At 71.6% G+C, this 23,334-nt stretch carries 23 protein-coding genes and 1 pseudogene; 9 read left to right on the plus strand and 15 right to left on the minus strand.

Annotated features, from left to right (window positions below; genetic code table 11):
• Positions 1-17 precede the first annotated feature (17 nt).
• The 10 genes from AB0472_RS39855 to AB0472_RS39900 form a co-directional block, all read right to left on the minus strand.
• Positions 18-1,139, minus strand: coding sequence for a pectinesterase family protein (locus tag AB0472_RS39855; protein ID WP_366364246.1), 1,122 nt, complete (start codon positions 1,137-1,139; stop codon positions 18-20).
• Positions 1,140-1,248: 109 nt separating this feature from the next.
• Complete coding sequence (locus AB0472_RS39860; protein WP_366364248.1) at positions 1,249-2,532, minus strand: pectate lyase; 1,284 nt, start codon at positions 2,530-2,532, stop codon at positions 1,249-1,251.
• A gap of 52 nt (positions 2,533-2,584) precedes the next feature.
• Positions 2,585-3,358: a rhamnogalacturonan acetylesterase gene (locus tag AB0472_RS39865; protein WP_366364250.1), complete on the minus strand. Its 774-nt coding sequence runs from the start codon at positions 3,356-3,358 to the stop codon at positions 2,585-2,587.
• A 108-nt stretch (positions 3,359-3,466) separates the two neighbouring features.
• Positions 3,467-4,801, minus strand: coding sequence for a sugar ABC transporter substrate-binding protein (locus AB0472_RS39870; RefSeq protein WP_366364252.1), 1,335 nt, complete (start codon positions 4,799-4,801; stop codon positions 3,467-3,469).
• Positions 4,802-4,899: 98 nt separating this feature from the next.
• Positions 4,900-6,048, minus strand: coding sequence for a Gfo/Idh/MocA family oxidoreductase (locus tag AB0472_RS39875; protein WP_366364254.1), 1,149 nt, complete (start codon positions 6,046-6,048; stop codon positions 4,900-4,902).
• Between the two features lie 70 nt (positions 6,049-6,118).
• Positions 6,119-7,003: a carbohydrate ABC transporter permease gene (locus tag AB0472_RS39880; protein WP_366364256.1), complete on the minus strand. Its 885-nt coding sequence runs from the start codon at positions 7,001-7,003 to the stop codon at positions 6,119-6,121.
• Complete coding sequence (locus AB0472_RS39885) at positions 7,000-7,935, minus strand: sugar ABC transporter permease (protein WP_366364258.1); 936 nt, start codon at positions 7,933-7,935, stop codon at positions 7,000-7,002. The genes AB0472_RS39880 and AB0472_RS39885 overlap by 4 nt, the downstream gene beginning before the upstream one ends.
• A gap of 105 nt (positions 7,936-8,040) precedes the next feature.
• Positions 8,041-9,786: an L-arabinonate dehydratase gene (gene araD, locus AB0472_RS39890; RefSeq protein WP_366364260.1), complete on the minus strand. Its 1,746-nt coding sequence runs from the start codon at positions 9,784-9,786 to the stop codon at positions 8,041-8,043.
• On the minus strand, positions 9,783-10,694 hold the full coding sequence (locus AB0472_RS39895) for a dihydrodipicolinate synthase family protein (protein WP_366364262.1): 912 nt from the start codon (positions 10,692-10,694) through the stop codon (positions 9,783-9,785). Before AB0472_RS39895 ends, araD begins: the two co-directional genes overlap by 4 nt.
• Positions 10,691-11,419: a GntR family transcriptional regulator gene (locus AB0472_RS39900; RefSeq protein WP_366364264.1), complete on the minus strand. Its 729-nt coding sequence runs from the start codon at positions 11,417-11,419 to the stop codon at positions 10,691-10,693. Before AB0472_RS39900 ends, AB0472_RS39895 begins: the two co-directional genes overlap by 4 nt.
• Positions 11,420-11,755: 336 nt before the next feature.
• On the opposite strand from AB0472_RS39900, the gene AB0472_RS39905 reads away from it, so the two are divergent.
• The gene (locus tag AB0472_RS39905) at positions 11,756-12,118 is read left to right on the plus strand and encodes a hypothetical protein (protein WP_366364291.1); all 363 of its coding nucleotides are present in this window, start codon (positions 11,756-11,758) and stop codon (positions 12,116-12,118) included.
• Positions 12,115-12,291 carry a hypothetical protein gene (locus AB0472_RS39910; RefSeq protein ID WP_366364292.1) on the plus strand — a complete coding sequence of 59 codons (177 nt, stop codon included), beginning with the start codon at positions 12,115-12,117 and terminating at the stop codon, positions 12,289-12,291. The genes AB0472_RS39905 and AB0472_RS39910 overlap by 4 nt, the downstream gene beginning before the upstream one ends.
• Before the next feature lie 65 nt (positions 12,292-12,356).
• Here the strand turns inward: AB0472_RS39910 and AB0472_RS39915 are convergent.
• The 3 genes and pseudogenes from AB0472_RS39915 to AB0472_RS39925 all read right to left on the minus strand — a co-directional run.
• Positions 12,357-12,452 (minus strand): annotated as a pseudogene (locus tag AB0472_RS39915) (MBL fold metallo-hydrolase); the annotation flags it as partial.
• Positions 12,453-12,465: 13 nt separating this feature from the next.
• Positions 12,466-13,047, minus strand: coding sequence for a TIGR03086 family metal-binding protein (locus tag AB0472_RS39920; protein ID WP_366364265.1), 582 nt, complete (start codon positions 13,045-13,047; stop codon positions 12,466-12,468).
• The gene (locus AB0472_RS39925) at positions 13,044-13,484 is read right to left on the minus strand and encodes a DUF6010 family protein (RefSeq protein WP_366364266.1); all 441 of its coding nucleotides are present in this window, start codon (positions 13,482-13,484) and stop codon (positions 13,044-13,046) included. The genes AB0472_RS39920 and AB0472_RS39925 overlap by 4 nt, the downstream gene beginning before the upstream one ends.
• A 186-nt stretch (positions 13,485-13,670) precedes the next feature.
• Here AB0472_RS39925 and AB0472_RS39930 point away from each other — a divergent pair, with 186 nt between their 5' ends.
• The gene (locus AB0472_RS39930; RefSeq protein ID WP_366364267.1) at positions 13,671-14,906 is read left to right on the plus strand and encodes an MFS transporter; all 1,236 of its coding nucleotides are present in this window, start codon (positions 13,671-13,673) and stop codon (positions 14,904-14,906) included.
• On the opposite strand, the gene AB0472_RS39935 is transcribed toward AB0472_RS39930, so the two are convergent.
• Together AB0472_RS39935 and AB0472_RS39940 are read right to left on the minus strand one after the other, a co-directional pair.
• Positions 14,849-16,006 carry a hypothetical protein gene (locus AB0472_RS39935; protein ID WP_366364289.1) on the minus strand — a complete coding sequence of 386 codons (1,158 nt, stop codon included), beginning with the start codon at positions 16,004-16,006 and terminating at the stop codon, positions 14,849-14,851. The two genes, AB0472_RS39930 and AB0472_RS39935, sit on opposite strands and share 58 nt — an antisense overlap.
• Before the next feature lie 29 nt (positions 16,007-16,035).
• Complete coding sequence (locus AB0472_RS39940) at positions 16,036-16,977, minus strand: 5-dehydro-4-deoxyglucarate dehydratase (protein WP_366364268.1); 942 nt, start codon at positions 16,975-16,977, stop codon at positions 16,036-16,038.
• 251 nt (positions 16,978-17,228) lie between these two features.
• Between AB0472_RS39940 and AB0472_RS39945 the strand changes: the two genes are divergently transcribed.
• The 6 genes from AB0472_RS39945 to AB0472_RS39970 all read left to right on the plus strand — a co-directional run bounded on the left by AB0472_RS39945 (position 17,229) and on the right by AB0472_RS39970 (position 23,309).
• The gene (locus tag AB0472_RS39945; RefSeq protein WP_366364269.1) at positions 17,229-18,038 is read left to right on the plus strand and encodes an NAD(P)-dependent oxidoreductase; all 810 of its coding nucleotides are present in this window, start codon (positions 17,229-17,231) and stop codon (positions 18,036-18,038) included.
• A gap of 254 nt (positions 18,039-18,292) precedes the next feature.
• On the plus strand, positions 18,293-19,063 hold the full coding sequence (locus tag AB0472_RS39950; protein ID WP_366364270.1) for a DeoR/GlpR family DNA-binding transcription regulator: 771 nt from the start codon (positions 18,293-18,295) through the stop codon (positions 19,061-19,063).
• A gap of 118 nt (positions 19,064-19,181) precedes the next feature.
• The gene (locus tag AB0472_RS39955) at positions 19,182-20,552 is read left to right on the plus strand and encodes a sugar ABC transporter substrate-binding protein (RefSeq protein WP_366364271.1); all 1,371 of its coding nucleotides are present in this window, start codon (positions 19,182-19,184) and stop codon (positions 20,550-20,552) included.
• On the plus strand, positions 20,549-21,490 hold the full coding sequence (locus AB0472_RS39960) for a sugar ABC transporter permease (protein WP_366364272.1): 942 nt from the start codon (positions 20,549-20,551) through the stop codon (positions 21,488-21,490). Before AB0472_RS39955 ends, AB0472_RS39960 begins: the two co-directional genes overlap by 4 nt.
• The gene (locus AB0472_RS39965) at positions 21,487-22,323 is read left to right on the plus strand and encodes a carbohydrate ABC transporter permease (RefSeq protein WP_366364273.1); all 837 of its coding nucleotides are present in this window, start codon (positions 21,487-21,489) and stop codon (positions 22,321-22,323) included. The genes AB0472_RS39960 and AB0472_RS39965 overlap by 4 nt, the downstream gene beginning before the upstream one ends.
• Positions 22,320-23,309 (plus strand): zinc-dependent alcohol dehydrogenase family protein, encoded by a 990-nt coding sequence (locus AB0472_RS39970; protein ID WP_366364274.1) that lies wholly within the window; start codon positions 22,320-22,322, stop codon positions 23,307-23,309. The genes AB0472_RS39965 and AB0472_RS39970 overlap by 4 nt, the downstream gene beginning before the upstream one ends.
• The last annotated feature ends 25 nt before the right edge of the window (positions 23,310-23,334 follow it).

A 23,334-nucleotide genomic window follows, 5' to 3' on the forward strand; every position in this document is an offset into this window, starting at 1 on the left:
GCGGGTCCTTTCGTCGATCAGAGGGAGTGGTACTGCCGGGGCTGCCAGTCGCCGAGGTAGGTCGCGGGGGTGTGCGAGGCCGCCTCGGCGGCGGTGAGCCGGGGCCGGTTCCCGGGGACGGTGATCACCGCGCCGGGACCGGAGTTGCGGTACTCGGCGAACCGCATGGACTGCCACGGGAAGGCGTCCCGCATGTTCGTGTAGGGCGCGACGGGGTCGATCCCGGGGCCGATGAGGCTGTCCCGCACGACCAGCGAGGGCCAGGCGGTGGTCTCGTACGTCGGCACCCAGGGCCGTGCCAGCTTGTACGCCCCGTCCTCCGCGCCGGAGGAGAACCGGCAGCGGACGGCGAGGAACCCGTGCGGGTTGGCACGGGCGGTCGAGGGGGCGAACACGAACCCGTACGGAGCGGCCGCGAGGTCGGTCCGGTTCAGGGTGCGGAAGTGGCACCCCTCGTACACCGCGGTGGCCCGCCCGAAGACGAAGTCGACGTCGCCCTCGGCATAGCAGTGCGCGAAGTACTGCCGGGCGACCACACCCAGTGCGGTCGAGTCGGCGTACAGGGTGTCCTGGTGGCCGAGGAACCGGCAGTGGTGGAAGGCGCTGCGGTCGCCCTGCACCTTGAGGGCGACGGCCTGGGTGGCGGTGATGCCGGGATGGTCGGCGCGCAGCCAGTCGTTGGCGAAGGTGATCCAGCGGGCGGTGAACCCGTCGGCCTGCACGGTGGTGGTGGCGGAGCCGGTGGTGCCGTAGGTGCCGCCGCCGGGCTTGGCGGTGCCGGCCGCGTTGTCGTACACGATGACCACGGCACCCGGGTTCTCGGCGGCGCCGATCCAGGTGGCCTCGGTGCGGGTGGTGTCGACGGCGACCGTCTCCCGGTAGACGCCCGGGGCGAGGACCAGGGTCCAGCCGCTGCCCGTGGCGGCGGTGACGGCGGCCTGGACGGTGCTGAAGTCACCGCGGCCGTGCGGGTCGACATACAGGGTCCGCGGGGTGCGGCGGCGCTCCGGGGAGCCGTACCGCCCGAAGGGGCGAGCGGCGGCGGGCCCGGGAAGGGCGGTCAGGGCGAGCGTGGCGGCCGCCCCGGCGCCCGCGGCGAGGAAGCCCCGCCGGGGCAGGGGGAGGTGGGGCGAGGACATGCGGGTGCTCCTTGGAGAGGGAGGGGGTGAGGGGTGACGGTGCTCCTTGCCGTGGGGGGGGTGGGGCCGGGGCGGACCCGGTGTGCGCCCCGGCCGCGGCGGACGCGCGTCAGCGCAGGCGACCGGCGCCCGCGCCGCGGTCGACGACGCGTGGCACGGCCCGCACCGGGTCGATCCTCGTGCGCAGGGTCGGGGTCCAGGTGGCGCCGGCGGTGAGGGTCTCGGCCGGGATCTGGGCGTTGTGGACGGCGATCAGGTCCGTCGGTTCACCGTTGACGTAGTTGTCGTCGGCGGTCAGCGTCGACTCGTTCCACTTCTTCAGGATCGAGCCCGCCCTGACGGTGTCGGGGAGGGTGAACGCGTTGTGTTCGGCGACGAGTTGGGACTCGATCCCGATGCCGTAGCTGTAGCCGTAGCCGTCCTCGGCGACGAAGTGGTTGTTGTAGGAGTCGACCTGCCCGAACCGCACCCGGGGTGCCCGCTCCACCAGGCCGGAGAACAGGTTGTGGTGGAAGGTGACCTTGAGGTGTCCCCGGTCGACGGCCGCGGTGGACGCGCTGTCGCTGTTGCCGATGAGGATCGTCTTGTCGTGGTCCGCGAAGACGTTCCAGGAGGCGGTGACGTAGTCGGCGCCCTTGACGATGTCGAGCTCTCCGTCGTGCTGCTCGTAGATCCGCCCGAAGTAGTAAGGGAGCGTGCTGTCGGGGTGATCACCGTCGGTGAACGTGTTGTGGTCCATCCACACATGGGTGGACCCGTAGACGACCGCGCTGTCGTACTCGGAGTTCCAGTTGCCGTCGGCGGTGTCGGTCGGGTCCCACTGCGGGAAGCAGTCGAGGGGGCTCTCGAAACCGAGGTTGCGGACGATGACGTTGTCGACGGCCTTGATCTGCAGGCTGGCGCCCTTGAAGCCGGCGTCCTTGCCGACGCCGACGATGGTGGTGTTGGCCGGGACGTACGCCTTGATGTAGGCGTCCTGGGCGGCGGCGGAGGCGCGGCGCAGCCCCTCGGGGCTGTCGTCGGGCTCGCTGTCGAGGTTGGTGGAGTGGCCCCAGGCCTCGGGCGAGTACTTGGCGAGGTAGGCGGCGAAGTCGTAGCCGGGCGCGGCGAACGAGTCACAGCTCGGCCCGTCCGCGTCGATCGTCCCCCTGACCCTGATGATCTTCGGCGCGCTGCCGCCGTCGGCGAGGGCGGCCTTGAACCCGTCCCAGGTGGTGACGGTGTAGACGTGCGCGGCGTCGGCGGCGGCCCCGCCGGTGGTCCCGGTGGTGGCGGCGCCCCAGCCGTCGTTCGCGGCCGGCACCTGCCGGTCGAGCGCGACCCGGTGGGGGGTGGCGGCCTGGGCGGTTCCGGTCACGGCCGGCACGAGAGCCGTGCAGCCGACGACCGCCATCGTCACAATGACGCGTCCATGACATATATAGGTGTGCACTGTGCGGGTCTCCTCAGCTTGCGGGTGGCCAGGTGATCCATGAGGCGGGGATGTCCTCGTGCAGCCGGACGGCGTCGTGCCGGGCCAGCACCCGGGTGCGCAGCAGTTCCTGCGCCACGAGCCGGGCCACCGCGATGGCCCCCGGCGGGTTGAAGTGCGTGTTGTCCTGCTCGGTGTCCGTCCAGTTGAAGTACGTCTTGGTCGCCTCGGCCCCGAGCGCCTGCCACAGCGCGAGCGACAGCGCCTCGATGTCGAGCAGGGCGACCCGTTCCCGCGCGGCGAGCGCGCGCATCGCCGCCGGGTAGTCGCCCTGCGTCGGAACGGCGTTGCCGTCGGCGTCGAACCGCCGCCGCTCCACGGGCGTGGCGAGCACCGGCCGGGCGCCGTGCGCGCGGGCGCCCTCGATGTAGCGCCGCAGGTAGTCCTGGTAGGTGCTCCAGGGCTCGGTGTACCGGGTGGGGTCGTCGCTCTTCTCGTCGTTGTGCGCGAACTGGACGAGCAGCAGATCGTGCGGCCGGACGGTGGCGAGGAGGGCGTCGAGCCGTCCCTCGTCGACGAAGCTCTTGGAACTCCGCCCGTTGACGGCCTGGTTGGATACGGCGATTCCTCGCCTGAGGAAGAAGGGGAGCGCCATTCCCCATCCGGTCTCCGGAGCAGCGTCGGCGTATTTCTGGGCGGCGGTGGAGTCCCCGGCGATGTGGAGCGTGCGTTGTCCGCCCGGAGAACGACCGGCGAGAGGAACTGCGGCAAGGGCCGCGGAAGTTACCTGTCTGCGCGTAAGGGACACGTAGGTCACCTTTCAAACAGGGGATGGGGTTTCCCACTTGGGGTCATGGGGGACTGTGCGACCGGCCACGACGGACCCGCAGTCCCCCACGACCGCAACCACCCGATCTCAGTGGTGCTGCTTCCAGTCGGCCTGCGCCGTGTCGAGCTGATCGGCCAACGTGTCCAGGAACTCCTTCGCCGTCATCTTCCCGAGCAGCACCTTCTGGAAGTTCGGCTCGTTGTCGGCCTTGGAGATGGTGTTCCAGTCCGGCAGGTAGTACGGAAGCTGCACGATCTTCGTCGACGCTCCGTTGAGTGCCTCGGCGGCCAGCTTCGTCGGCTCCGACGCCTGCACCCACGCGTCCTGCGCCGCCTCGTTGTTCGCCGGCACCTGCCCCGCCGACTCGTTCCACTTGCTGTTGGACTCGTGCGAGGCGGCGAACTCGATGAACTTCCAGGCAGCCGCTTTGTTCTTGCTCGCCTTGAAAAGACCGAGACCGTCGACCGGGTTGGACACCTGCACCCGAATCCCGTCGTCCAGCGTGGGATTCGGAATGCCCTTGAACTTCCCGCTCAGCGCTTTTTCGTGGTCGGCGTAGGAACCGAGGTTGTGGCTCAGCATCCCGATCGTCCCGGAATCCCACTGCGCGACCATCTTGGTGAAGTCGTTGTTGACGTCGGCGGACGGGGTGTCCTTCTTGTACAGCCCGACGTACTTCCCGAGTGCGGCGACGTTCCTCGGGTCGTTGACGGTGGTCTTGTCGCCGTTCCAGAAGGAGGTGATCCCGCTCTGCCCGTACGTGGCGTCCAGCGCCTGGGCGATGGAGCCCTCGCCGCCCCGGATGGTGTAGCCGAACCTGTTCTTCGCCTGGTCGGTGAGTTTCGCGGCGGCCGCGTAGAACGTCGTCCAGGTGGCCGGGGGGTCCAGCTCGGCCGCGCCGAACAGGTCGGTCCGGTACCAGAGCGTGCCGTTGTTCGCGGAGGTCGGCACCGAGTAGGTCTTCCCGTCGCCGCCCGCGGACTTCACGCTCTCCAGGAACTTCTCGTTGAGCTTGCCGTTGAGGGGGCTCTTCGCGAGCCGGCCGTCCAGTGGCTCCAGCGCGCCCTGCGCGGCGACCTCCGCGAGCATCGCGGTGGTGACCCCGCCGACGTCGGGCAGGCCGCCGCCCTGGATGGCGGTGTCGTACTTGGACTGGACGCCGGCGGCGGGCACCCCGACGTACTTGACCTTGATGTCCGGGTTCTGCTTCTCGAAGTCGGCGATGATCTCCTTCCACACGTCGGTGCGGACACCGCCGTTGTTGTCCCAGAAGGTGATCGTGCCCTTCCCGGAGCCCTCGCCGCCCTTGTCCCCCGCGCTGCCGCTGCCGTCGTCGCCGCAGGCGGTGGCGGTCAGGGCGAGCACGGAACCCAGGGCGACGGCGACGGCCGCGCGCCTGCTTCTGCGGATGCTGCTCTTCATCGATCGGCTCTCTTCTGTCTGGGGTCAGCAGGGAGTGACGCGGACGTGCGTGGCGGTGGCCCCGGCAGCGTCCGCGGCACCCGGCCGACGGTCGCCCCTCATGGGCTCACCTCCTTGGGCGGGGCCCAGGGGGCGCCCAGTTCGGAGTAGAGGGAGAGGGTGTCGGCACTGGCCGTGACCAGGGCGTCGATGCCGGTCACGACCCGGCGGCCGTCCTCGGGGAGGCGGTGCCAGGCACCGGCAGGCAGCGCGACCGGGTCGCCGGCCAGTCGAATCGCCTCGACGACCTTCATGAAGGCGCCGGTGGCGTCCGGTTCCACCAGCAGGTCGGCACCGGTGGTGAGGTGGTCGGCGAGGTTCTCCAGCAGGTCGGTGCTGCCGTACTCGGTCTCCTCCGGGCCGTGGCCGGCCCGCTGCACCAGCACCCGGTCCTGCTTGTACCAGTGGGTGATCCGGCCGCCGGTGCCGTGCACCAGGACGTACGGGTCCCCGGGTTCCTCCGCGCAGAGCGTGGCCGCGACCGTGACCGGGCCGCGCGGGGTGGAGACGCGGACGCAGGAGGTGTCGTCGGACTCGATGTCGTTGGCGCGCAGCAGCTCGGTCTCGATGCCGGTGACGTCCTCGGCGCGGTCCGTGCCGAGCAGGGCGAGTCCGGTGGCGACGGCGTGCGCGAGGGGGTTGGTGAGGACCCCGTCGACGACGTCGACGCCGTTCAGCCGCCGCTTGCCGGCCCAGGGCGCCCGCCGGTAGTAGGCCTCGGGGCGGGCCCAGGCACCCGCGCCGCCCACCCCCACCACGTCGCCGATGGCGCCCTGGGCGATCAGCCGCCGGATCGCGGGCACGGCGTGCGAGCCCAGCGACTGGAAGCCGATCTGGCAGGCCACGCCCGCCTTCGCGACCCCGTCGGCCATCCGCCGGAACTCGGCGTAGGACGGCGCCGGCGGCTTCTCCAGGAGCAGGTGCACGCCCCGCTCGGCGGCCGTCAGGGCGAGGTCGGTGTGGGTGGGGATGGGCGTGCAGATCACGGCGATCCGGGCGCCGGTCGCATCGAGCAGGGCGCCGAAGTCCGCCGACTGGGCGGGCTGCCCGAGCCCCTCCGGCAGTTCGTCGGCGCCCAGCGGGGTCAGCTCGCAGATCCCGGCGAGCCGTACGACCCCCTTCTCCTGGAGCCGCCGGATGTTCTCCAGGTGCCAGCGGCCGTGGCCGCGCGCGCCCGCCAGAACGAGGTCGATGGGCGAAGTGTTCACAGCGTCCTCCCTGCGTCGTCGATCTTTGCGAGCAGGGTAAGCGTTTGCCCCGGTCCGCCCGCGAGGTGTCTCATCCCTTCACCGCCCCCGCGCTGAAGCCGGTGATCAGCCACTTCTGGATGAAGGCGAAGACGATCACGACGGGTACGGCGGCGATGATCCCGCCCGCGGCCAGCGCGCCCAGGTCCACGCTGTCGGCGCTCATCAGGGTGTTGAGGCCGACCGGGACGGTCTGCTTGCTCTGGTCGGACAGGAACATCAGGGCGAACAGGAAGTGGTTCCAGGCATGCACGAAGGCGAAGGAGCCGACCGCGACCAGCCCCGGCCGCAGCAGCGGCAGGACGACGATCCGGAAGGCCGTGAACCGGTTGCAGCCGTCGACCCAGGCGGCCTCCTCCAGGGAGTACGGCACGTTCCTGATGAAGCCGCTGATCAGGATCATCGACAGCGGGAGCTGGAAGACGGTCTCGGCGATGACGACACTGCCGAGCGAGTTGATCATCTGGAGCCTGGCGAAGATCTGGAAGAGCGGGACCAGGAGCAGCGCGCCCGGCACGAACTGCGAGCAGAGCAGGGCCAGCATGAAGCCGCGCTTGATCCTGAAGTCGAAGCGGGCGAGGGCGTAGCCGCCGGCCAGCGCGACGACCGTGGTCAGCAGCAGGGTCGAGACACCGACGTAGACGCTGTTGGTGAAGTAGGTGCCGAAGCTGCGCTCGGTCCACACCTTCTGGAAGTGGTCGAAGGTGACCGGCCAGGGGACGAGGGAGGTGGAGCCGGCCGGGCGGAGGGCGAAGAGCAGGATCCAGTAGAACGGGACGAGGGTGAAGAGGAGGTAGATCCCGAGGGGGAGGTAGATCTGCCAGCGGGGCACCTCGTCCCAGGCGCGGCGCCGCCGGTGCGGCCGGGTGGGGGCGGACACGACGGGTTCGGCCTCGGGGGCGAGCTCGGTGATCACCTGGCCCCGCCTCCGAACTTGCTCAGCCGCAGGTAGAGGACGGAGCAGAAGAGCAGGATCACGAAGGCCACCGTGGTCAGCGCGGAGGCGTAGCCGAAGTCGTGGGCGTCGACGCTGGTGTGGGCGACGTAGAGGGGAAGGGTCGTGGTCTCCCCCGCCGGGCCGCCGCCGGTCAGGGTGTAGAGCAGGTCCACGTTGTTGAACTCCCACACCGCCCGCAGCAGCGTGGACAGGACGATGGCGTCCTTGAGGTGCGGCAGCGTGATGTGCCAGAACTGCTTGAGGCGGCTCGCCCCGTCGACCTCCGCCGCCTCGTACAGGTCCTTGGACACGGACTGCAGGTCGGCGAGGATGAGGATCGCGAAGAACGGCACGCCCCGCCACAGGTCGGCGACCACGGCCGCCGGGAAGACCGTCGAGGGGTCGGAGAGCCAGCTGGTGCCGTACGAGCCGATGCCCGCGTCGGCGAGGTAGCGCGTGACGCCGGTCTGGGAGTTGTAGAGCAGCACCCAGATCGCGGAGGTCAGCACGCCGGAGACGGCCCACGGCGAGAAGACCAGCGCCCGCCCCAGGGCCCGCCCCACGAACGTCCGGTTGACGATCAGCGCGAGCGCGAGCCCGAACAGCAGCTGCAGCCCGACTTCCACCACGACCCACTTGGCGCTGAAGGTCAGCGTGTCCCAGAACTGCGGGTCGTGCGCGAAGGCCCGGGTGAAGTTGCCGAAGCCCGCGAACCCGTTCCGCCAGGGCTTGGTCGGGTTGTAGTTCTGCAGGCTGTAGTAGAAGACGCTGAGCACCGGATAGGCGATGAAGCCCAGCATCAGCAGGGCCGCCGGGGCGATCAGCAGGTACGGCAGCCTGCGCGGCGTCGCGGAGGCACGGCGCCGCCGGGGCGGCGCGGGCGGTTTCGCCACGGCTGCGGCTTGGGCCATGACCTGTTCTCCGTTCGCATCGGTTACAGCGCGTACAGGAAGCGCTTGCTCCATGGGCGTGGTTGAAGCGCTTCGACAGTCGTCGGGGGGGGAAGTCGGGACGGGTCAGCCCGCGTACGGGTCCGGGACTTCGCCCGGCCGGGCCAGGAACTCGAAGTCGCAGCCGGTGTCGGCCTGGGTGATCTGCTGGTCGTAGAGCGCGCCGTAGCCGCGCTCGAACCGCGCGGGCGGTGGTGTCCACTCCGCCCTGCGCCTCGCCAACTCCCCGTCGTCCACGTTGAGTCGGAGGGTGCGTGCCTCGACGTCGAGGGTGATGGAGTCCCCGGTGCGGACCAGCGCGAGCGGCCCGCCGACGTACGACTCGGGAGCGACGTGCAGCACACAGGCGCCGTAACTGGTGCCGCTCATCCGGGCGTCGGAGATCCGCACCATGTCCCGCACGCCCTGCTTGAGGAGGTGTTCCGGGATCGGCAGCATGCCGTACTCCGGCATGCCGGGACCGCCCCTCGGCCCGACGTTGCGCAGGACGAGCACGCTGTCGGCGGTGATCCCGAGGGAGAGGTCGTCGATGGTGCGCTGCATGGTCCGGTAGTCGTCGAAGACGACGGCGGGACCGGTGTGCCTGAGCAGCCGCGGTTCGGCGGCGATGTGCTTGACGACCGCGCCGTCCGGGCAGAGGTTGCCGCGCAGCACGGCGACCCCGCCCTCGTCCGCCACCGGGTTGTCACGGGTCCTGATGACGTCGTCGTCGTGCACCCGGGCACCGGCGAGCTGTTCGCGGTAGGTGTCGTAGGACACCGTGGGCCGGTCGAGGTGGAGCAGGTCGGGGATGCGGGAGAGGAAGCCGGGCAGGCCGCCCGCGAAGTGGAAGTCCTCCATGAGGTACCGCTGTCCGCCGGGGCGGACGTTGGCGAGGACGGGCACGGTGCGGGCGATGCGGTCGAAGTCGTCGAGGGTGAGTCGTACGCCGGCCCGGCCGGCCATGGCGATGAGGTGGATGACGGCGTTGGTGGAGCCGCCGAGCCCGAGGACGGTGGTGACCGCGTCCTCGAAGGCGTCGCGGGTGAGCAGCTCGGAGAGCTTGCGGCCCCGGTGCACCAGGTCGACGATCCGCATCCCGGACCGGGCGGCCATCCGGTCGTGCCCGGAGTCGACGGCCGGGATGCTGGACGCGCCCGGGACGGTCACGCCGAGCGCCTCGGCGGCGGCGGTGAGGGTGGAGGCCGTTCCCATGGTCATGCAGTGACCGGGCGAGCGGGCCAGCCCGCTCTCCAGCTCCGCCATCTCGCAGTCGCCGACGAGCCCGGCGCGCTTGTCGTCCCAGTACTTCCACATGTCGGTGCCGGAACCGAGGACCTCGCCCCGCCAGTGCCCCGGGAGCATCGGCCCGGCGGGCACGAAGACGGCGGGCAGGTCGACGGAGGCGGCACCCATGAGCAGGGCCGGGGTGGACTTGTCGCAGCCGCCCAGCAGCACGGCCCCGTCGACCGGGTACGACCGCAGCAGTTCCTCGGTCTCCATGGCGAGGAGGTTGCGGTAGAGCATCGGGGTCGGCTTCTGGAAGGTCTCCGAGAGGGTGGCGACCGGGAACTCCAGCGGGAATCCCCCCGCCTGCCACACACCCCGCTTGACCGCCTGCGCCCGGTCACGGAGGTGCACATGACATGGATTGATGTCCGACCAGGTGTTGAGGACGGCGACGACCGGCTTGCCGAGGTGCTCCTCGGGGAGGTAGCCGAGCTGGCGGGTGCGGGCGCGGTGGCTGAAGGAGCGGAGCCCCTCGGTGCCGTACCACTGATGGCTCCGCAGTTCCTCGGGGCGCTTGCGCGGGACGTTCCCGCCGGGGCTCACAGGGACCACCCGGCGGCTATGGCGGCGACCTCGGCACGCTCCTCCTCGGGCAGTTGCCTGCTGGGCGGGCGGACGTCGCGGCGGCACAGGCCGAGCGCGGCGAGGGCCTCCTTGACGACGGTGACGTTGTCGGCGGAGCCGTTCGCGGCCCGGAGTTCCTCGAACCGGCGGATCTGCTCCCAGACCTTCATGGCGGCCGGGTAGTCCCCGGATCGAAGCGCTTCGATCATGGCCAGCGAGACGGCCGGGGCGACGTTCACGAGTCCCGAGGTGAAACCGGTGGCACCGGCCGAGAAGTAGGAGGGTGCGTAGGGCTCGGCGAGCCCGGCGACCCAGACGAAGCGGTCGAGCCCCGCGTCCCGGGCGAACGCGGCGAACCTGGCGGCGTCCGGGACGGCGTACTTGACGCCGATCACGTTGGGGCAGGCGTCGGCGAGTTCGGCGAGGCGGGCGCCGGGGAGCTGGGCGTTGCGGATGTACGGGACGACGCCGAGCCCGGGTACGGCCGCGGCGACGGCCCGGTGGTAGTCGACCCAGCCCGCCTGCGACACGTACGGATGGACGGGCTGATGGACCATCACCATCTGCGCGCCGTGCTCACGGGCGTGCCGGGCGGTGGCGACGGCGGTCGCGATGTCGTGCCCGACCCCGACCAGGACGGCCGCCCGGTCCCCGGCCTCGTCGAGGGTCAGCTCGGTGACCAGCTGCCGCTCCTGCGGGGCGAGGGCGTAGAACTCGCCGGTGTTGCCGTTGGGGGTGAGGGTGCGGACGCCGCCGTCCAGGAGCCGGCGCAGCAGGGCCCGGTGGGCGTCCCGGTCGATGCCGCCGTCCGCGGCGAACGGGGTCACCGGGATGGCCACCACGTCGGCCAGCGCCGCCCGTTGGCTCTCGAACACCACGCTGCTCATTCCCGGCCTCCCTGGTCTGCCCGGTCCGCCTGGTCCGCCTGGTCTGCTTGGTCCGCCTGGTCTGCTTGGTCCGCCTGGTCTGCACGGTCTGCCGCGCGGGGGAACGCCCGGTCGACGAAGGACGCGATGTGGGTGTGCAGGGCGCGGGCGGCACCGTCGGCGTCGCCGTCCAGCGCCAGCCGGAGGATCTCCCGGTGCTCGCCCGCCTCCCGTTCCCAGGAGGGGGAGGCGGCCCAGGCGACGGCGGAGACGAGGGCGGCCTGGTCGCGGACCTCGTCGAGCATCCGGCCGAGGAGCGGGTTGCCGCACGGGAGGTAGAGGGCACGGTGGAAGTCGCGGTTGGCGAGGGAGCGTTCGGCGGTGTCGGTGGCACCATCGGCGCGCGTGAGGGCGTCCCGGGCGGCGTCGAGGGAGGCGCCTCGCCGCACGGCCCGGCGCAGCGCCTCGGGCTCCAGGAGCAGCCGCACGTCGTAGACCTCCCGCGCCATGTCCGCGTCCACCATGCGCACCGTGACGCCCTTGTACTGGCTCATCACGACCAGCCCGGTCCCGGCGAGGGTCTTGAGCGCCTCCCGCACGGGCGTCTTGGACACCCCGAACTGCGCGGCGAGCTCGGTCTCCACCAGGGCCTGACCGGGCGTCAGCCGCCCTGTCAGGATGCGGTGCTTGATCGCGTCCAGCACGAACTGCGTGCGCGACGGAATCGGCACGGGCACAGAGGTCATGCGCGCCTCTCGGGGTCCCGATCAGGTGCGGGACCTGATCTGACGTATCTGATCTCGCGTATCGCGTCTCATATATGACGTACGAGGTGCGACGCGGATGAAGGTAGGAGGACGGCTGTGTTTCGTCAATGCTTCTGACGAAGAAGGTGGTTGGAGGGAGGGAACCCGGATCGCAGACTCGGCGGCCGTGACGGTTCTGATCAGCGTGTGGGGAGTGTCTCCCGGGGTGGGCAAGTCGACGTCGTGCGGCGGGCCGGCCCGCCGGCCGGCCGGCGCCGGACTGCGGGTGGACCACTTCCAGAGGAGGAGGTCCTGACCGGGTCGCGGTTCGCGGCGGTGGCCGAGGCGTTGCGGACCACCGGCACCGTCGGCCCGGGGTTGCTGCTTGCGGCGACCGCCGAGTTCGTCGACCCGGTCCTGGCGAGCGGCGACGACGTGGTGATCGCCGACGCCCTGGTGCCGTTCGTGCCGACGCTGCCGGCCACAGGCCACGACGAGGAGGTGATCGACGCGTTCCTGGCCGACCTCACCGAGGTGTTCGCGCGCGTCTCCCCGGTCATGGTCTTCCTCGACGGGAACGCCGGATCCGCCCTGTCCCGAGCCGCCGGCCGGGAAGGCGGCCCATGGCTGGACCGGTACGTCGCAAGGCCGGCCCGCTGCGGGGTGAGCCCTCCGGTGAGGACGTCGCGTCGGCGGTGACGTACCTGGCGCGCGAACGTGCGGTGACCCTCGACGCGGTCGCCCGGAACGGGTGGCACCTCGTGGTGGTCGAGCGGGCCGACGAACTGTCCCCGGGCGAGGTGCTGAGCACTGCGGAACGCAGGCTGCGGCCGTGGTTGGCGGAGCGGGGAGAGTGGGCCCGCGAAGGGTGACGCGGCGTCGTCCGCCGCCGTCCCGGAACCTCCTCGCCTCCCCCTCCCCGTGCCGCGCCGGGTCGGTGCCGCCGCGGCTCCGCGAAGGTCCCGGTCCCCGCGTCCGCCCACACCTCGCCGCCGCCCCGCACCAGGTGACCGGTGCGTCCCCGCCCGCTCACCGTTTGTGTCCTGCTACGGCTTCCAGCCCGGGTCCCGGCCGCTCAGCCCCACCGTCCGGTCCAGCAGCCGCGCGCCCTCCGGGACCGGCACGAGCGGACCGAACGGGCCGCGGTCGCCTTCCGCCGCCATCCGCAGGAAGCCGTGCGCCGCCTCCAGGGCCGCGGGATCGGGGACGTACTCCTGGCCGGTGGCGCGGGCCAGGTCCCAGCCGTGGATCACCAGTTCGTCGGCGGCGACCGCGCCCGCCACCCCGCCGGGCAGGTCGATCCCGCCCGCCCGCGTCATGCCGTCCCACGCGGACGGGTCCCGCCAGGCCTCCGCCAGCGCGTCCAGCGCCTCGGACAGTTCCTGCCGCCACTCGGGTCCGAGGACCGGCAGTGCCGCGCCCGGGCGGTGGTCGGTCGTGGCCCCCAGTTCCTTGCGGGCCGCGTCGCGGAAGGCCACGGACAGGCCCGCCACGTGCCCCAGCAGGTGGCGGACGGCGTAGTCGGGACAGGGCGTCGCCACCGCGAGCTGCCGGTCCGTCACCCGCTCCGCGAGCTCCGCCACGATCCTCGCCTGCGGGCCGAGGTCGATCATGGTCGTGCCAGTCATCGTGCTGCCTCCCGGTGCGTCGTCGCCTTCAGGAGGGTGGACCGCACGGCCTTGCGAAACTCATCGGTCCGCCACACGCACACCCCGCCCAGGAAGCACCACAGGGCGATCACCGGGTCGCAGAGCGCGCACCCGAACGACGAGTCGGGGAAGAACGGGATCAGCGGCGAGCCCTTGAGGTCGTGGACGACGTCCCACGCCGTGTGCAGCAGCCAGCCGACGCCGACGAAGGTCCAGGAGCCCAGGCCCCGGTAGGCGACGTACGTGGCCAGTGCGGTGAACGCGAACTCCCAGCCGCCCAGGCCACCGCCGCTCAGGTACGCGGCACCCGCGCCGGCCACCGTCACCGCGTTGAGGCGGCGCCGGTGCGGTTCGCGGACGAGGGACATGAGGAGGACGTAGCCGAGGCCGATGAGGATCGGTGCGATGGAGCGCATGGGGCCGACGGTAGGGTCGCGGCCGCGGCCGCCCCATGGGCGCCGGCGACAGGTTCCGACGGATTTCCGCCGGGCGGGCCGCCCGGGGAACTTACGCCCTGCCGGTGCCGCGCCCGCTTCGCCCGCTTCTTTCTAAGGCACCTTCCCGATCCCCCGGCCACCGCCTTGGACCCACGATGAGCAGGCATGACGACCGCCACCTCCTGGGCCGTGGCCCGCCTGCTCCGCGACCGCAACGCGGCTCTGTACCTCACCGGCGTCGTGGTGTCCGGCTTCGGCACCTCCGCGCTCTGGCTCGTGTCCGGCGTCTGGGTCAAGGACCTCACCGGCTCCGACGGCCTCGCCGCCCTGTGCACCGCCGCCCTCTGGGCCCCCACCCTCCTCGGCCCCGTCCTCGGCACCCTCGCCGACCGCGTCCGCCGCAGACCGCTGGTGGTCCGAACGAACCTCGCGCTCGCGCTCCTGCTGCTCCCGCTCGGGACGGTCCGCTCCGCCGCCTCCGTGTGGCTGCTCTTCGCGGTCCTCGTCCTCTACGGCGCGGTGGGCGTCGTCGAGGACGCGGCCAACTCCGCGCTGGTCGTCGCCGCCGTCGACCCGGCCCTTCTCGCGGACTTCAACGGGCTGCGGATGACCGCACGCGAAGGCATGAAGCTGGTCGCCCCGCTGACCGGCGCCGCGCTGTACACGGCGTACGGCGGGCCGGGCGTGGCGCTGCTGGACGCCGGCACCTTCGTGCTGGCGGCGGGGCTGTGCGCGCTGCTCCGGGTACGGGAGGAACGGCCCGGACGGGCACCGCGCGGCGGCTGGCGCGAGCAGACCGCCGAAGGGGTCCGGCTGGTCCGGGCGAACCCGGCCGTGCGGTCGCTGGTGCGGGCCGGCGGCGCCACCATGTGCCTCGCCTCGCTCGGCAGCAGCCTGAACTACGCCGTCGTGGCCGCCCTCGGCCACTCCCCCGCTTACCTGGGGGTGCTGTACGCCGTCCAGGGCGTCGGCTCGGTGGGCGTCGGGCTGGTCTCGGGGCCCGCGCTGCGGCGGCTCGGGGAGCGGCGGTTCGCGGCGTGCGGGATCGCGCTCACGGGGGTGGCGGTGGCGGGGCGCGCGGTCCCGTGCGACATGACACTGCTCGCCTGCTGTCTGGCCGGCGGTCTCGGCCTGCCCTGCGTCCTGATCGCCGCCTACACCGCCGTGCAGCGCGAGATCCCGGCCGCCGCGCTGGGGCGGGCGACCGCGACGGCCGACACGCTGATGTTCACACCGAACGTGCTGGGACTGGCCGTCGGGGCCGCCCTCGTCGAACTCGTCGACCACCGGCAGCTGTTGCCCGTGCTCGGCGGGGCGCTGCTCCTCACCGCCGGGTCACTCGGTCAGCGCAGCGCCTCCCGCACCGCCGCCAGGTCGCCGTCGGACGCCAACCCGGCGTGATAGAGCCGCAGTTCGGTCGCACCTTGGGCGCGGGCGCGGTCCGCGTCGGCCGCGAGGGTCGCGGGGCTGCCGCCCATGCCGGAGACCACCGTGAAGTTGGCGGCCAGGACGGTGTCCGGGCGCGCGTGTGCGGCGAAGGGTGCGAGCAGGGCCGTGCCGGAGGCGCAGGGGACCACGACGCCGTCCGCGACGGACAGGATCCGGGCCGGGTCCACGCCCGCGTTGGCTCCGCAGTGGTAGGTCACCGGGTCGGCGTGCAGCAGTACCTGGAAGCCTTCGGGGGCCGCCGCCCGGACCGCGGCCACGGCCGACTCCTGGAGCGTGCGGGCCTGTCCGTCGCGCCATGCGCGCGTGGCCGCGGCGACCGGCTCGCCGAGCAGCTTCGCCACCGTCGGCCACCCGGCGTCGTCGCCCGTGCCCCGCCACAGCGGTTCCAGGGCGTCCCGTACGGCGGCGGCCAGTTCGTCGGCGTCCAGGCCCTGTTCGCCGTACCCGGTCCGGCAGGCGGGGCAGAAGCACAGGGCCATCAGGTACTGGCCGGCATCGCCCAGGCCGACCCCGGCAGTCTTGTCGTGGGCGTGCAGGTGCTGGAGGCCGTACCAGCCGAGGGACTCCAGTTCGGTGCCGGCCGCACCGGGGCGGACGGCGGCCTCGGCGGCGAGGTCGGCCAGGTACGCGCGCGTGGCGGGCTGGGCGATGCAGGGTGCCCAGGGGTAGCGGTCGCCGTAGGCGTTGACGACGGAGGTGTCCGGACGCTCGGCGCCCAGGCGGGAGTTGTGGGCGAGGATCACCCAGGTGTGGACGTCGAGGCCGGCCTCGCGCAGGGCGTCGGCCGCCTCGCCGTGGGCGTCGCCGGGGGCCCAGTCGCCGGCCGGGAAGGGGCGCAGCGCGCGGCCCGACCAGCGGTCGTCGACCGGGTAGTAGACGGCCGCGTGCTCGGCGGTGACGATGCGGTGGCGGGGGTGGCGGGGGGTCAGGGCGCGGGTGGAGTGGTAGGCGGAGGCCAGGGTCACCTGGTCGACGCCGAGCCGGGCGATGCGCTCCGGGGCCGCCGGGTCGCCGTTGACGTCCCAGGGGTACACGAACGCCGACGTCTTCAGGCGCCCCGCCCGGCTCGCTCCGGAGTGCTTCACGCGTCCTCCTCCAGCAGTGCGTACCCGCGCTCGATCAGCTGGGCGAGCTGCTTCACGTGGTCCTCGGCCGGCTCGTGCAGCGGGGGGCGGACCTCGCCGACGTCCAGGCCGCGCATCCGTACGCCCGCCTTGACCAGCGAGACGGCGTAGCCCCGGCCCTGGGCGCGGAGTTCGACGAACGGACGGTAGAAGCCGTCCAGCAGGCGGTCGGCCGTCGCCCGGTCCCCCTCGCGCAGGGCGGCGTGGAAGGCGAGGGCGATCTCGGGGACGAAGCAGAAGACGGCGGAGGAGTAGAGGTCGATGCCGATGGCCCGGTAGGCGAGCTGGGTCTGTTCGGCGGTGGGCAGGCCGTTGAAGTAGAGGAAGTCGCCGGGGGCCTCGGTGCGGACCGCGCTGACGATGCGCTGCATGAGGTCCAGGTCGCCCAGGCCGTCCTTGAAGCCGATGACGCCCTCGGTGCGGGCGAGTTCGACGACGGTGGACGGGGTGAACACGGCGTTGTCGCGCTGGTAGACGATCACCGGGAGGCCGGTGGCGGCCGCCACCTCGCGGTAGTGCCGGAGCAGTCCCTCCTGGCCGGCGACCACCAGGTAGGGCGGCAGGGCGAGGAGGCCGTCGGCGCCCGCGGCCTCGGCGAGACGCGCGTAGCGTACGGCGAGTGCGGTGCCGTAGCCGGCGCCGGCCACCACCGGTACCCGTCCGCCGGCCGCCGCCACGGCCGCGCCCACGCAGGCCTCGAACTCCTCCGGGAGCAGCGCGTGGAACTCCCCGGTGCCGCAGCAGGCGAAGACGGCGGCGGCACCGGCCTCGACGCCCCGGCGGACGTGCTCGCGGTAGGCGTCGAGGTCGAGGGAGCCGTCGGGGCCGTAGGCGGTGACGGGGAAGAAGAGCGGCCCGCGCGGGTCACGGAGCCGGGCGGCGAGAGGTGCTGGCGTCACGGGCGCTCCCTGTCGAGGCGGTCGACGCAGATCGTGCTGCTGATGCATGTCCCTGATCGGCGTCCATATTCATGAACGCGACCACGTTACGAGGCGCCCTTAGTGCCGGTCAAGGCGACAAACGACCAACAGTCGAGCGGATTGCCGCACTCCACGGCACACTTGACTCGGCGCGCCGCCCCTCCCTAGCGTGTCCATGAATGTGAATGCCAGACACGTACGCGACCGGTGTCGATCCAAGGAGACCGTGCATGCCCACGCCCCGCACGCTACTGCTCACCGGTGCCGCCGGCGGACTCGGCACCCTGATGCGGTCCTTGCTCCCGGAGTACGGCTACGCGCTGCGCCTGTTCGACGTGCGCCCGGTCGAGGGCGCGCCGGACGCGATCACCGCCGACCTCGGCGACAGGGAGGCGCTGCGGGCCGCCGTACAGGGCGTGGACGCGGTCCTGCACCTGGCGGGGATCTCTCTGGAGGCACCGTTCGAGAAGATCCTCCGCTCGAACATCGAGGGCACCTACAACCTGTACGAGGCCGCGCGCGAGGCCGGCGTGCCGCGCGTCGTCTTCGCCTCCTCCAACCACGCCGTCGGCTTCACCCCGGCCCCGCGCGCGGGCGATCCGCTGATCCCGGTCGACACCCCGCGCCGCCCGGACACCTTCTACGGCCTGTCCAAGTCGTTCGGCGAGGACCTCGCCCAGCTGTACTGGGACAAGCACGGCCTGGAGACGGTCTCCGTCCGCATCGGCTCCTGCTTCGCCGAGCCGGCCGACGTGCGGATGCTCTCGGTGTGGATGAGCCCTGCCGACGGCGCCCGCCTCTTCCACGCGGCACTGACCGCCGAGGACGTCGGCCACACCGTCGTCTACGGCTCCTCCGCCAACACCCGGCTGTGGTGGGACCTCGCCGGCGCCCGGGCCCTCGGTTACGAGCCGCGCGACGACTCCGAGCGGTTCGCGGAGAAGCTGATCGCCGAGCACGGCGAGCTGGACCCGGAGAACCCGGCCCACACCCATCTGGGCGGCCGGTTCGTCAACGACCCGCCCGTCTGGCCGTACTGACGGCGTACGGGATGCCGGACACGGCGGCGGGCGGGCACCGAACGGGCCCGCCCGCCGCCGTATTCGGGCACGGATCATGCCCGATCTCACGTCAGCCACAGCAGCGCCCCAGGTCCGAGACGGGCACGCCCCGGCACAACCGGGCACATACGGGCAGCATCGGGTTTGCAACAGGCCTGGTCAGCGACGTGCGCCGGAGGTACAACTTCCCCCATGGCCCGAACGGGCAGTTCCACAGGGAGGTGGGTGACGGCATGAGCACCAGGACGGCGGAAGAGCGCCAGCGCGAGATCGTGCGGGCCGCCCGGACCACCGGTTCCGTGGACGTCACCGCGCTCGCCGCGGAACTGGGCGTGGCCAGGGAGACCATCCGGCGCGATCTGCGCGCCCTGGAGGACCACGGGCTGGTGCGGCGCACCCACGGCGGCGCCTACCCGGTGGAGAGCGCCGGTTTCGAGACCACCCTCGCGTTCCGGTCGACCAGCCACGTCCCGGAGAAGCGCCGGATCGCGTCCGCCGCCGCCGAACTGCTGGGCGACGCGGAGACCGTCTTCGTCGACGAGGGCTTCACCCCCCAGCTCATCGCCGAGGCGCTGCCCACGGACCGGCCGCTGACCGTGGTCACCGCGTCCCTGCCGGTGGCGGGCGCGCTCGCGGAGTCCGAGAACGTCTCCGTCCTGCTGCTCGGCGGCCGGGTCCGCTCCGGCACCCTCGCCACCGTCGACCACTGGACGACGAAGATGCTCGCCGGCTTCGTCATCGACCTGGCATACATCGGCGCCAACGGCATCTCCCGCGACCACGGTCTCACCACGCCCGACCCGGCGGTCAGCGAGGTGAAGGCACAGGCGATCCGGGCCGCGCGCCGCACCGTGTTCGCCGGCGTGCACACCAAGTTCGGAGCGGTCAGCTTCTGCCGGTTCGCGGAGATCGGCGAGCTGGAGACCATCGTCACCAGCACCCTGCTGCCCGCCTCCGAGGCCCACCGCTACTCGCTCCAGGGCCCGCAGGTCCTCCGCGTCTGACACCGAGCCGACCGAACCGTCCGTCCGCAGTCCCCGAACGGTACCCGCCCACCCAGGCGCGCCCCTTATGTACCCATATGTTCTTCAGATCCACCCATCAGTTCTCCAGGAGCACCCCATGCGAACCCAGAGCCGACGAACGCCTCGCACCCTGTTTGCGGTGGCCGCCGCAGGAACGCTGACCACCTCGCTGCTCGCCGGCTGCTCGGGCGCCGGCGCCGGCGGCGGTTCCTCCGCCCACTCCATCAACGTCCTGATGGTGAACAACCCGCAGATGGTGGAGCTGCAGAAGCTCACCAAGGACAACTTCACCAAGGACACCGGGATCAAGGTGAACTTCACCGTGCTGCCGGAGAACGACGTCCGCGACAAGATCAGCCAGGACTTCGCCAACCAGGCCGGCCAGTACGACGTCGCCACCCTCTCCAACTACGAGATCCCGATCTACGCCAAGAACGGCTGGCTGGAGCCGATCGACTCGTACGTCAAAAAGGACACCGCCTTCGACCAGCAGGACATCCTCAAGCCGATGCAGCAGGCCCTCACCGCGGCGGACGGCAAGCTCTACGGCGAGCCCTTCTACGGCGAGTCGTCCTTCCTGATGTACCGCAAGGACGTCTTCCAGAAGAAGGGGCTGACCATGCCGGCCCACCCCACCTGGCAGCAGGTCGCCGACCTGGCCGCCAAGGCGGACGGCGCGGAGCCCGGGATGAAGGGCATCTGTCTGCGCGGGCTGCCCGGCTGGGGCGAGATGCTGGCGCCGCTGACCACGGTCGTCAACACCATGGGCGGCACCTGGTTCGACAAGGACTGGAAGGCGCGGCTGGACGCCCCGGAGTTCAAGAAGGCCACGCAGTTCTACGTCGACCTGGTCCGGCAGCACGGTGAGGCAGGCGCCGCGCAGTCCGGCTTCGCCGAGTGCCTGAACGACACGACCCAGGGCAAGACCGCGATGTGGTACGACGCCACCTCCGGCGCGGGTTCGCTGGAGGCCACCGGCTCCCCGGTGAAGGGCAAGATGGGCTACGTCCCGGCGCCGGTCGACAGGACGGACAGCTCCGGCTGGCTCTACACCTGGGCGTGGGGCATCCAGAAGGCCTCCAAGAACCCCGACGACGCCTGGAAGTTCATCTCGTGGGCGTCGAGCAAGGACTACGAGAAGCTCGTCGGCGAGAAGGCGGGCTGGGCCAACGTGCCGGCCGGCAAGCGCACCTCGACGTACGACATCCCGCAGTACCGCAAGGAGGCTGCTGCCTTCGCGGACGTCACCCGGGACGCCATCGCCGGTGCCAAGCCCAACGACCCGGGCGTGCAGCCGCGGCCCGCGCCCGGCATCCAGTTCGTCGACATCCCCGAGTTCACCGACCTGGGTACCAAGGTCTCCCAGGAGATCAGCTCCGCCGTCGCCGGGCAGCAGTCCGTGGCCGATGCGCTGAAGAAGGCCCAGAAGCTCGCCGAGGCCGTCGGCAAGAAGTACGAGGGATCATGACCGCCACCGTCTCCCCCCGGGTCGCCGCCGCCTCCGCGCGGCCGGCGCCCCGGCTCCCGTCCGACCGTCTGCGGGCCTGGGCCACCCGGGCCCCGCTGCTGCCCGCGCTGGTCTTCATGATCGTGGTGACCCAGCTGCCGTTCGTGGCGACCGTGGTGATCTCGTTCTTCGACTGGAACGCGCTCTACCCGAAGGACCGCCACTTCACCGGCTTCGACAACTACCGCCAGGTCCTGACCGACCCGGACCTGCGCCATTCGGTGTGGACGACGGTCCTGCTGACGGTCACCGTGGTGCTGGCCAGCCTGGTCCTGGGCCTGGTGGTGGCGCTGCTGCTGAACCGCAGGTTCCGGGGCCGCGGTGCGGTCCGCACCCTGATGATCGCGCCGTTCCTGATCGTCCCGGTCGCGGCCGCACTGCTGTGGAAGCACGTCCTCTACAACCCCGAGTACGGCCTGCTCAACGGCCTGCTGCACTACGTCGGCGGCCCCCAGCCGGACTGGATCTCGGACAATCCGCTGCTCGCGGTCGAAGCCGCGCTGGTGTGGCAGTGGACGCCGTTCATGATGCTGATCCTGCTGGCCGGACTGCAGAGCCGCGACCAGCAGCAGCTGGAGGCGGCCCGGGTGGACGGCGCGAGCGACTGGCAGATCTTCCGCTACCTGACCCTCCCGCATCTGCGCCGCTACCTCGAACTCGGCGGCCTGCTGGGCTCGATCTACATCGTGCAGAACTTCGACGCGGTCTTCACGATCACCTCCGGCGGCCTGGGCACCGCCAACCTCCCCTACACCGTCTACCAGAGCTTCTACCAGGCCCACGAGAACGGCCTCGCCTCGGCCGCCGGCGTCGTGGTGGTCATCGGCTCGATCATCATCGCGACCTTCGCCCTGCGTGTGGTGTCGTCGCTGTTCCGCGAGGAGGTGGCGCGCGCATGAACACCGCCCTGAACGCCGTACGGCGAGGCGGACTCGGGCTGGTCGCGTGGCTGACCGGGATCGTGTTCTTCCTGCCGATCGCCTGGATGGCGCTGACGTCCTTCCACTCCGAGTCGGACGCGGCGACCAACCCGCCGTCCTTCACCGCCGCCCTCACCCTGGACAGCTACCGCGAGTTCTTCGGCGTCGGCGGTGGCGCGAGCCCGTGGCCCGCACTGATCAACTCGGCGATGGCGTCGGTGTTCTCGACGCTCTTCGTCCTGCTGCTGGCCTTCCCGGCGGCGTACGCGCTGTCGATCCGGCGGGTCAGGAAGTGGACGGACGTCCTGTTCTTCTTCCTCTCCACGAAGATGCTGCCGGCCGTGGCGGGCCTGCTGCCGATCTACCTCTTCGCGAAGAACGCCGGGATGCTCGACAACATCTGGCTCCTGGTCATCCTCTACACCTCCATGAACCTCCCGATCGCGGTGTGGATGATGCAGTCCTTCCTCGCCGAGGTCCCGGTCGAGGTCATCGAGGCCGCACGGGTGGACGGGGCCCGGCTGCCGACGATCCTCGCGCGCGTGGTCGCCCCCATCTCCCTCCCGGGCGTCGCCGCCACCGCGCTGATCTGCTTCATCTTCAGCTGGAACGAACTGCTCTTCGCGCGCGTGCTGACGGGCGTGGTCGCCGAGACCGCCCCCGTCTTCCTGACCGGCTTCATCACCAGCCAGGGCCTGTTCCTGGCGAAGGTGTGCGCCGCGTCGCTCGTCGTCTCCCTGCCGGTGCTCGCCGCGGGGTTCACCGCCCAGGACAAACTGGTCCAGGGCCTGTCGTTGGGAGCCGTGAAATGAAGGCCGCCGTCATCGAGTCCGTGGGCCGTGCCGTCGTCACCGAGGTCCCGGACCCCACGCCGGGGCCCCGCGACGTCGTCGTCGAGGTGGCCGCCTGCGGGCTGTGCGGCACCGACCTGCACATCCTCCAGGGCGAGTTCGCGCCCAAGCTGCCGATCGTGCCGGGCCACGAGTTCGCCGGCGAGGTGGTCGGCGTCGGCGCCCAGGTCACCGAGGTGGCGGTCGGCGACCGGGTCGCGGTCGACCCGTCCCTGTACTGCCACGAGTGCCGCTACTGCCGCGACGGCCACAACAACCTGTGCGAGCGGTGGGCCGCGATCGGTGTGACGGTACCCGGCGGTGCCGCGCAGTACGCCGTCGCCCCCGTCGCCAACTGCGTGAAGCTCCCCGAGCACGTCCGCACCCAGGACGCGGCCCTGGTCGAGCCGCTGTCGTGCGCGGTGCGCGGCTACGACATCCTCAACTCCCGCCTGGGCGCGCACGTGCTCATCTACGGCTCCGGAACCATGGGCCTGATGATGCTGGAGCTGGCCAAGCGGACCGGCGCGGCGAGCGTCGACGTGGTCGACCTGAACCCGGCCCGCCTGGAGACCGCCCGCCGGCTGGGCGTCTCGGCGGCCGCCGCGAACGCGGACGAGCTGGACCGGCCGCGGGGCTGGGAGGTGGTGATCGACGCGACCGGGAACGCGGCCGCGATCCAGGACGGCCTGGGCCGGGTCGCCAAGGCCGGGACGTTCCTGCAGTTCGGCGTCGCCGACTACGCGGCCCGGGTGACGATCGACCCGTACCGCATCTACAACCAGGAGATCACCATCACCGGCTCCATGGCCGTGCTGCACAGCTACGAGCGGGCGGCGGAGCTGTTCGCGAACGGGGTCCTGGACCCGGAGGTCTTCATCAGCGACCGGCTGCCCCTCGACAGCTACCCGCAGGCGCTGGAACAGTTCGCGGCGGGCGTGGGACGGAAGATCGTTGTGGTGCCGTAGACGTTGTGGTGCCCGAGAAGTTTAA

The organism is Streptomyces sp. NPDC086777, assembly GCF_040702065.1.
Taxonomy (GTDB): Bacteria; Actinomycetota; Actinomycetes; order Streptomycetales; family Streptomycetaceae; genus Streptomyces.

Excerpts from the sequence above, each read along its gene's own strand:
- AB0472_RS39855 (WP_366364246.1), bottom strand. The coding sequence starts at position 1,139 with ATGTCCTCGCCCCACCTCCCCCTGCCCCGGCGGGGCTTCCTCGCCGCG.
- AB0472_RS39860 (WP_366364248.1), bottom strand. The coding sequence starts at position 2,532 with ATGGCGGTCGTCGGCTGCACGGCTCTCGTGCCGGCCGTGACCGGAACC.
- AB0472_RS39870 (WP_366364252.1), bottom strand. The coding sequence starts at position 4,801 with ATGAAGAGCAGCATCCGCAGAAGCAGGCGCGCGGCCGTCGCCGTCGCC.
- AB0472_RS39885 (WP_366364258.1), bottom strand. The coding sequence starts at position 7,935 with ATGGCCCAAGCCGCAGCCGTGGCGAAACCGCCCGCGCCGCCCCGGCGG.
- AB0472_RS39895 (WP_366364262.1), bottom strand. The coding sequence starts at position 10,694 with ATGAGCAGCGTGGTGTTCGAGAGCCAACGGGCGGCGCTGGCCGACGTG.
- AB0472_RS39900 (WP_366364264.1), bottom strand. The coding sequence starts at position 11,419 with ATGACCTCTGTGCCCGTGCCGATTCCGTCGCGCACGCAGTTCGTGCTG.
- AB0472_RS39920 (WP_366364265.1), bottom strand. The coding sequence starts at position 13,047 with ATGACTGGCACGACCATGATCGACCTCGGCCCGCAGGCGAGGATCGTG.
- AB0472_RS39925 (WP_366364266.1), bottom strand. The coding sequence starts at position 13,484 with ATGCGCTCCATCGCACCGATCCTCATCGGCCTCGGCTACGTCCTCCTC.
- AB0472_RS39930 (WP_366364267.1), top strand. The coding sequence starts at position 13,671 with ATGACGACCGCCACCTCCTGGGCCGTGGCCCGCCTGCTCCGCGACCGC.
- AB0472_RS39945 (WP_366364269.1), top strand. The coding sequence starts at position 17,229 with ATGCCCACGCCCCGCACGCTACTGCTCACCGGTGCCGCCGGCGGACTC.
- AB0472_RS39950 (WP_366364270.1), top strand. The coding sequence starts at position 18,293 with ATGAGCACCAGGACGGCGGAAGAGCGCCAGCGCGAGATCGTGCGGGCC.
- AB0472_RS39955 (WP_366364271.1), top strand. The coding sequence starts at position 19,182 with ATGCGAACCCAGAGCCGACGAACGCCTCGCACCCTGTTTGCGGTGGCC.
- AB0472_RS39960 (WP_366364272.1), top strand. The coding sequence starts at position 20,549 with ATGACCGCCACCGTCTCCCCCCGGGTCGCCGCCGCCTCCGCGCGGCCG.
- AB0472_RS39965 (WP_366364273.1), top strand. The coding sequence starts at position 21,487 with ATGAACACCGCCCTGAACGCCGTACGGCGAGGCGGACTCGGGCTGGTC.
- AB0472_RS39970 (WP_366364274.1), top strand. The coding sequence starts at position 22,320 with ATGAAGGCCGCCGTCATCGAGTCCGTGGGCCGTGCCGTCGTCACCGAG.